Below are 8,029 nucleotides of genomic sequence, written 5' to 3'. Positions count from 1 at the left end.
AGCGGGCATCGTGAAAAGTCTATGTCAAAGAAAGGGTTATGTTCTCATAATTGACGATTAAATCGCACCTTCCCTAAATAGTGTCGCCCTGTAAACATTTTATTCAGTACACCTGAAATATTTACGTTGTTGATTATTTCGTTGTGGTCAGACTAGGTTAATAATATTCTCAATACATCTTGCGTTATATTTCGCCTGATCGACTTCTCAGCCCTGTAATAATCACGCTTCGGGCACTATTCCGCGCATTTAATGGGGTTTTGAGGCTACTAAGAAATGAGGGCTAATTTCCACAAAAAACCTTCTTTCAGATTAATCTGGTAACGAACCTGGCATGATATGCTCTCAGTGCGGATTGAAAGATAAAATCATTAAATACAGTGGGTTGATCTGAGTTTTAGGTGGGGTGTAAGATTGCCAAACCGTGATGTGCGTCAAAAACGGCCTAAAGTGAAATTATTTCTTGAGAATTGTCTTAATTTGCCTGAATTTTAAATATTCATTTTTCAATAACGCCGAGATCATATTGAATTGTATCGTCTCGTCTGTAAGATTTAGTCACGATAATCATTGATGGTGTCATATTCTCACTGCCTTGCTGGTGCAACGGCTCGTGCGGTAGCTATGCCTCAAATTAATTATTCGACCGTTTTGCAGGGTAGAGGAGAGAGTTATTTTGAAAGAATAAAATAGTTCTTTCCTAAACGTTCCAGTTCCACACAGTAATATATTTGCAATGGAAATCACCGTTATGAAAATGCGAAATGTATTAGCCCTCTTGTTTGTTTTTGCACTCTCCGCATGTAAGGCTCCGCCACCGCCGACCCCCACAGACGACACCATTGTCACCAGTGAAGTGAATGGCACCACGCTGACCCACCGCTATGCGGTAAAACCGCCAAAAGAGTTCCAGCCCATCAAAGAAAACTACCGCGCGCTCTACCCTGCGTCGCTGATGAGCACGCCGGATTACAGCGGCAAAATGATCCGCCAGCTGGAGACCGGTAAAACCTATGTGGTACTGGGCCAGGTCGAGCACTTCTGGATGGCGCTGGCTGAAGAAGGTCAGGAAGAGATGATTGGCTATGTCCCGATGCGTGCCGTGGTGAAAAGTGAGCTGTACGACGAAACCGTACGCAAACAAACGCCGCGTCTCAGACCACGCCAGAAACAAACCTGTGTGTCGGTGGATGGTAGCAGTAAAGCCTGTAAGAACAGCAACTCAGGCACATGGATCCTCAACTAATTCGCCATCATGAGCGATGGATATGAAAACTTACTTCGTGGTACGCCAGATTATCCTGGCGTTTTTCCTTGCGCTGACCACCCTGGTCAGCGGTTGTGGATCGACTTCACATAGCGTACCTGCCAGCTATACCCTCCAGTTTCAGGCGCATCCGCAGGTCAACGCATCCGCGCCGCTCAAAGTCAGGGTTCTGCTGTTGAAATCCGACGCGACATTCATGTCCGCCGATTTTTGGTCGCTACAAAACAATGCGGAAAGTGCCCTTGGCGGCAATCTGCTGAACAGCGATGAGTTCTTCCTGATGCCCGGACAACTGACAAAAACGCTCAGTGGGCAGGCTTCCCCCGACGCGCGCTACATCGGCGTAATGGCGGAGTATCAGGCTCTGGACGGCAAAAAGTGGCGGATCTCAATTCCGCTTCCCGTGCAGGGTGAAAGTCGCTTTTATGAGTTCTGGAAATGGTCGTCTGACTCACTTGAAGCCAGCGTTTTTCTCGACGTGAACGGGATCCGCGTCGTTTCCAGATAGCGCCCAGTCTTAACAGGAAAACAGCATGAACAAAGCAGAAAAGGTCGTCTGGACCGAGGGTATGTTTCTGCGTCCTCATCATTTTCAACGTGCGGAAAGCCACCTGCATAATCACATCCGTGAGTGGGGGACGCTACAGCGGCCCTGGCTGTGGGGCTTTCTGGACCTTGAGTTGGATGACGCAATGTTGCGCCAGGGCTGTATCGCGCTGAGCTATGCCAGCGGTCTGCTACCGGATGGCACCTTCTTTTCCTTTCACGACTCACGCTATGCGCCAACGCCCTTAGCCATTGGGGATAACGTCACCAACGAACGCGTTGTGCTGGCTTTACCCGCTCGACGGGGGGGGCGCGAAGAGGTTATTTTTAGCGAAGACAAAGAGTCGCTGGCGCGCTATGTCGCCTGGGAAGCGGAAGTGGACGATGAAAACGCCATTTCGGTTGGCCCGGCGGCGGTGCAGTTTGGCCGTTTGCGTCTGAAACTGATGCTGGAAAAAGATCTCACTGCCGAGTGGACGGCGATGGGCGTGGTTCAGGTGCTGGAAAAGCGAAATGATAATCACATTCGTCATGATTCCGCCTACATTCCGCCGATGCTCAACGCCACCAACAGCGCGCCGCTGTACGCAATGGTGAACGACCTCCAGAGTCTGTTATCCCAGCGCAGCCAGCAGTTTGCCCAGCGTTTACGTCAGCCAGGCCGCTTCAATACCACGGAAATGGTCGAATTCTCCCTGCTGGCGTTGATTAACCACCACGTGGGGCTGATCTCGCATTTGAAAACCTTGCCGTTGCTGCACCCGGAAGATCTCTGGCGCGACTGGCTGGCGTTTGCCACCGAACTCACCACCTGGACATCCGCGCGTGCGCCGGAAGAGGTGCTACCGGTTTATGACCATGACAACCTCGCCGTTTGTTTTAACCGCCTGGTGCTGATGTTACGCCAGGGGTTGTCGCTGGTACTGGAAGAACACGCCATTCAGCTTCCGCTCACCGAGCGCACCCATGGCCTCAACGTCGCGACGCTGCCGTCGACCAGCATGGCACGCGAGTTTGGCTTCGTGCTGGCGGTGAAAGCCAATGTGCCGGGTGAGATGCTGCAGACCCATTTCCCGGCGCAAATGAAAGTCGCCCCGGTCACCAAAATCCGCGATCTGGTTCAACTCCAACTCCCCGGCATGATGCTGCGGGCGATGCCGGTTGCGCCGCCGCAAATTCCCTGGCATGCGGGCTACAACTACTTCGAACTGGAAAAAGGGGGCGAACTCTGGAACGAAATGGAGAAATCCGGCGCCTTTGCGCTGCATCTGGCAGGTGAATTTCCAGGACTGGACATGGAATTTTGGGCCATCCGTAGCCCGAAAGATTAATAGCGAGCGCAAGATATGCAGGAACAACACGCCAACGGCCGTGATGCCGATGTTGCGGGCGCGGGCGGTAACAACCCTCTGGTTACCGCCGCCAATCCGCTGCTTAACGCGATACCGCAGATTCGCCACTCCGTTTCTCACGATGACCAGGCCAGTCTGCGCCAGCAACTGATTGATGAAATTCGCCGTTTTGAAGTGCGCTGCCAGCAATCGGGTCTCGCTTATGAAGTGATTGTCGGGGCGCGTTACTGCCTGTGCACCGCGCTGGACGAAGCGGCAGCGTTGACCCCGTGGGGAAGCCGTGGCGTCTGGTCTGGCAGCGGTCTGTTGGTTACGTTTCACAATGAAACCTGGGGCGGGGAGAAATTCTTCCAGCTGCTGGCGCGCCTGTCGCAAAACCCACGTGAGCATATCGCTCTGCTGGAGCTTATTAATTTTTGCCTGCTACTGGGTTTCGAAGGGCGCTATCGGGTGATGGACAACGGTCGTACCCAACTCGAAACCATCAAGCAGCGACTGTGGCAGATGATTCTCGGTGTGCGGGGAAATTATCCGCCACCGCTGTCGCCACATCCGGAAGATCAACCGGTCCTGCGCAAACTCTGGCGTCCAATGATCCCGCTGTGGGCCTGCGTGGCGCTGGCCGGCTTCCTGGCCTGCCTGTTTTACATCGTCCTCAACTGGCGTCTTGGTGATAACACCAACCCGGTGCTGGCAAAAATTTACCAGACCACGCTGCCGGAAGCGGCCATTGCCCAACCGGCACCTTCACTGCCACCGGTGCTTAACCTGCGCGGCTTCCTGAAACCGGAAATCGAGGCCGGGCTTGTTGCGGTGCGTGATGAAACGGACCGCAGCGTGGTGACCTTAAAAGGCGACGGATTATTTGCATCCGGCTCGACGGTGGCGCGGGAAACCTACTCGCCGGTGATCGACCGCGTGGCACAGGCCATGAACAACGTCAGCGGTAGGATCCTGGTGGTGGGCTACAGCGATAACGTACCGATCCGCAGCGCACGCTTTGCCTCCAACTATGAGCTGTCTCTCGAACGTGCACGCTCTGTACAGTCGCTGTTGCAAAAACACCTCAGTCTGCCGGAACGCGTGAAAGCGGAAGGGCGGGGCGAAATGAACCCCATCGCGCCGAACACTACGGCGGAAAACCGCGCCCGCAACCGCCGCGTGGAAATAACGTTACTGGTTTCGCCGGGTAATACGGCAGCCGAACTGAACGGATTGCCACAAGGAAACTAAGGATGAATAGTCTGCTTTCAATTCTGACGAACCGCATATTGTGGGGTTTTCTTGGGATGACGGCGCTGGCAGCGGTGGTGTGGATGATTGGCCCGCTGCTCTCTGTCGTGGATTCACGCCCGCTGGAATCTGAACAAAACCGAATCATCACCATCGTGGTGATGTATTTCATCTGGGTGCAAAGCCACATCATTCCGCGTCTGTACAACGCGTGGCTGAACCGCAAACTGATGGACAACCTGAAAAGCGACAATGCGCCGAAAGAGACGGCGGATAACAAACGACTGAATAGCGAAGAGCAGATTCTGTCCGATCGCTTTGAAGAAGCCTCCCAGATCCTGAAAAAAGCCCATTTCAACCAGCCGGGGCAGCAGGGCGGGCAATGGACCCAGCGTTTCAGTACGCAGTACCTGTATCAGTTGCCGTGGTATGTGGTGATTGGTGCACCGGGTGCGGGGAAAACCACCGCACTGGTCAACTCCGGGCTGCAATTTCCGCTGGCGGATAAGTTTGGTAAAACGGCGCTGCGCGGGATCGGCGGCACGCGTAACTGCGACTGGTGGTTCACCAATGAAGCCGTGCTGCTGGATACCGCCGGGCGTTACAGCACCCAGGAGAGCGAACAGGCGCAGGATGCCAGCGAATGGCTGAAATTCCTCGGTCTGCTGCAAAAATACCGTCGCCGTCAGCCCATCAACGGGGTGATTGTGACGGTGAGCGTTGCCGACTTGCTCACCCAGTCCGCTGATGCTTCGCGCGAGCAGGCGCTCAATTTACGCAAACGTCTGACCGAGCTGCATGAGCAACTGGGGATCCGTTTCCCGGTCTACCTGCTGGTGACCAAAGCGGATTTGCTCAAAGGCTTTCGTGCCTATTTTACCGGGTTTGATAAAGCCCAGCGCGACCAGATTTGGGGTTTCACCTTCCCGTGGCAGGAGGGCAAGCAGGCCGATTTTGACCTGATGGGCCGCTTCACCCAGGAGTATGCGTTACTGCAACAGCGGCTGGATGCGGCGTTACCCGATATCCTGCTGCAAGAAAGCGATGCGCTGGCGAGAGCCGAAAGCTACCTGTTCCCGCAGGAATTTGCCGCACTGCGCCCGCTGCTGGCGGATTATCTGCATACGCTGTTTGCCCGCTCGAACTTTGAAACCGAATTTTCACCGCGCGGCATCTATCTGGCGAGCGGTACCCAGGAAGGGCTGCCGTTTGACCGGGTGATGGGCGAACTGGGTCGTTCTCTGTCGCTCCCACGTGGTAACACCGGAGACAGCTGGGACAGCGTCAGCAAAGAAGAACCGGTTCCCGGCGGTAAAGGGCAAAGTTTCTTTATCAAAAACCTGCTGCAGAACGTCATTTTCCAGGAAGCCGGGATCGCCGGGCAGAACCGCTGGTGGGAAATGCGTAACCGGGCGGTGATGTGGGCCGGTTATGCCGCCCTGTTGGCGCTGCTGGTGGTGATCAGCGGCCTGTGGCTGACCAGCTATAGCAACAACAAAAGCTATTTGCAGGAAGTTGAAGCGAAAGTGCCGGGCATCAGTCAGGAGATAAAAACGCTGCGTGAACGCCCGCAGGGTGATATGTTTGCCTTACTGCCGCTGCTGAACAGCCTGTCGGCTCTGCCGCAAAGTGAGAAATTCGATGTTAACAGCCCGCCCCTGACCCGTCGTATGGGGCTCTATCGTGGTTATGACATCTCGGATGCCTCGCAGGCGCTGTACCAGAAAGCCTTGCAGGAACTGCTGTTGCCGGATGTGGCCACGCGCATCACCACCTGGCTGCGTAACGATAACGGCAGCGATGTGGAATACAGCTACGAAGCGTTAAAAGCCTACCAGATGCTCTATCAGCCGAAGCATTACGACGGCAAGTTCCTGCATCAGTGGGTGATGCTCAACTTGGAGCGTAACCTGCCGCAGAACATGACCCAGGCTCAGCTTCGCCGTCTGGAATGGCATTTGACCCAACTGCTGGAACCGCAAATTCAGTCGTCACCCTTTGCCAAAGATGAAGCGCTGATTGCCCGTGAACAGGCGCTCATCAATCAGCAACCGCTGGCGGCACGCGTTTATGGGCGCCTGAAACGCCTGCTTGCGGCGGATGAAAACCTCAAGCCGGTGTCGCTGGCCTCCCTGGGTGGCCCGCAGAGCGAACTGGTGTTCTCGCGCAAAAGCGGTAAATCGCTCAATGACGGTATCCCAGGGTTATATACCCCCGACGGCTACTGGCAGCATTTCGACAAGCAGATTGGCGCGGTGACCACTGCGCTGCATACCGATGATGCCTGGGTGCTCGGTTCTACCGTGAAGTCCGAAGATCAGCAGCAAACGGATAACGCGGTACGCCAACTGTATGCACGGGATTTTGTTAGCCAGTGGGACAGTTTCCTCAGTGATATTGCCCTGAATAACAGTGCCAATCTTTCACAGCGCATCAACGCCGCGCGGCTGATTTCGGGCAACACTTCGCCGCTGCGCCAGTTGGTTATCAACTTAAGTCAGGTGCTGACGCTCACCCGTGAAACGCCGCAAGAGGGTGAAAAAAAGCCGGATGAGACAAACAGCACCAGCCACACGCTGAATGTGCTGTTCGGGAATCGCGAAAACGGCAATGCCGCCGCTGCGACCGCCGCGGTTCAGACACCTGAACAACGGGTGACGGAACACTACGCGCCGATTATCGAGTTGGCCCAGCCGCTGGAGAAAGGCGGCAAAACCATCGTCTTTGATGATTTTCTTAAGCAGGTTGATGAGCTCTATCGCTATCTGACGGCGGTACAGGATGCGGCCAACAGCGGCATGCCGGCCCCTGGCGGTGAAGCCATCAGCCGCCTGCAGGCCAGCGCAGGGCGTCTTCCCGGCGGCTTACAGTCGATGTTCAGTAATATGGCGGTGGGGGCGAGCAGCGATACGCAAAGCCGCGAGCTGGAAAATGTGCGCAAGCGCATCAGTGTGGAAGTGGGGGGCTTCTGCCGCCAGGCCATCGCCGGGCGTTACCCGCTGGTCCGCAATGCCAGCAGCGAAGTGACGCCGGACGATCTGGCCCGCATGTTTGCTCCAGGTACCGGACTGATGGACAGCTTCTTTCGCGACAACCTGACCAGCAAAGTGGACACCACCCAGTCGCCCTGGCGCTTTATGCCGGGCATCGATGGCAAAACATTGCCGGGCAGCGAAGGGTTACTGGTGCCGTTTCAGCAGGCGCAGTCAATCCGCGATGCCTTTTTCGCCGGGGGAAGCGCAACGCCTTCCTATCGTGTGACGGTGCGTACGGTGAACATGGATAACGCCATTTTGAACCTGACGCTGGATGTGGACGGCCAGCTTCTGCGCTACAGCCATGGGCCACAGGCGGTGCAACAGATGAGCTGGCCGGGGCCGGGCGGCACCAACCAGGTGCGCATGCAACTGGGGCTGGCCAATGGCACTACTTCGACACTGGTGACCAATGGCGCATGGGCGCTGAACCGCTTTGTTGACAAAGCGCGCGTGACGCCGGGCAGCAGCAGTCTGAGCCGTCAGGCGACGTACAACGTGGATGGACACCAGGTGACGCTTGAGTTTGTCCCTGGCAGTATCCGCAACCCGTTCCAGCTTCCCCGTTTCGCATGTCCATAACCGCAAGGAATGTC

General features: G+C 55.6%; 5 protein-coding genes. All 5 read left to right on the top strand.

The genetic code is table 11. The features are described 5' to 3' along the window. The first annotated feature begins 751 nt into the window (after positions 1-751). The 5 genes from ACSZPU_RS09315 to tssM are packed head-to-tail and all read left to right on the top strand — an operon-like array spanning position 752 to position 8,015. Positions 752-1,246, top strand: a complete 495-nt coding sequence (locus ACSZPU_RS09315; RefSeq protein WP_498997858.1) for an SH3 domain-containing protein — start codon at positions 752-754, stop codon at positions 1,244-1,246. Between the two features lie 22 nt (positions 1,247-1,268). Continuing rightward, a complete protein-coding gene (gene tssJ, locus ACSZPU_RS09310) occupies positions 1,269-1,775 on the top strand; it encodes a type VI secretion system lipoprotein TssJ (RefSeq protein ID WP_498997856.1) in 507 nt (168 codons plus the stop codon). A gap of 25 nt (positions 1,776-1,800) precedes the next feature. Further along, positions 1,801-3,144: a type VI secretion system baseplate subunit TssK gene (gene tssK / locus ACSZPU_RS09305; protein ID WP_498997854.1), complete on the top strand. Its 1,344-nt coding sequence runs from the start codon at positions 1,801-1,803 to the stop codon at positions 3,142-3,144. A 15-nt stretch (positions 3,145-3,159) separates the two neighbouring features. Then, entirely contained in the window at positions 3,160-4,398 is a 1,239-nt protein-coding gene (locus ACSZPU_RS09300; RefSeq protein WP_498997852.1) for a DotU family type VI secretion system protein, read from the top strand. Positions 4,399-4,400: 2 nt separating this feature from the next. Then, a complete protein-coding gene (tssM, locus tag ACSZPU_RS09295) occupies positions 4,401-8,015 on the top strand; it encodes a type VI secretion system membrane subunit TssM (RefSeq protein WP_498997850.1) in 3,615 nt (1,204 codons plus the stop codon). The last annotated feature ends 14 nt before the right edge of the window (positions 8,016-8,029 follow it).

Source organism: Phytobacter sp. V69, assembly GCF_965644215.1.
Lineage (GTDB): Bacteria > Pseudomonadota > Gammaproteobacteria > Enterobacterales > Enterobacteriaceae > Phytobacter.
Note: the sequence above shows the minus strand (reverse complement) of the source record. Positions and strands in the feature narration are given on the sequence as shown.